Raw genomic sequence first — 274 nt, forward strand, 5'->3', positions numbered from 1 at the left:
CACCTTTCACCTGTCACCAAGCAAGTGGCGTCCCCTAGGGGATTCGAACCCCTGTTGCCGCCGTGAAAGGGCGGAGTCCTAACCGCTAGACGAAGGGGACACGATAGTGTCACGACTTCGCAGCCGTCTTGCTCATTACTTTTCTATCAGACAATCTGTGTGGGCACTACGCGGGAAGGTATCTTCAGGTAAGGAGGTGATCCAACCGCAGGTTCCCCTACGGTTACCTTGTTACGACTTCACCCCAGTCATGAATCACAAAGTGGTAAGCGCC

The 274-nt window shown here is 54.4% G+C and carries 1 tRNA gene and 1 rRNA gene; both read right to left on the reverse strand.

Features of this window, described 5'->3' with window-relative positions:
• Positions 1-25: 25 nt before the first annotated feature.
• A tRNA-Glu gene (locus WFK59_RS22035) sits at positions 26-100 on the reverse strand.
• Between the two features lie 89 nt (positions 101-189).
• Positions 190-274: ribosomal RNA gene (locus tag WFK59_RS22040) — 16S ribosomal RNA — on the reverse strand; the annotation flags it as partial.

It is taken from the genome of Pantoea sp. USHLN298, assembly GCF_037149395.1.
Taxonomy (GTDB): domain Bacteria; phylum Pseudomonadota; class Gammaproteobacteria; order Enterobacterales; family Enterobacteriaceae; genus Pantoea; species Pantoea astica.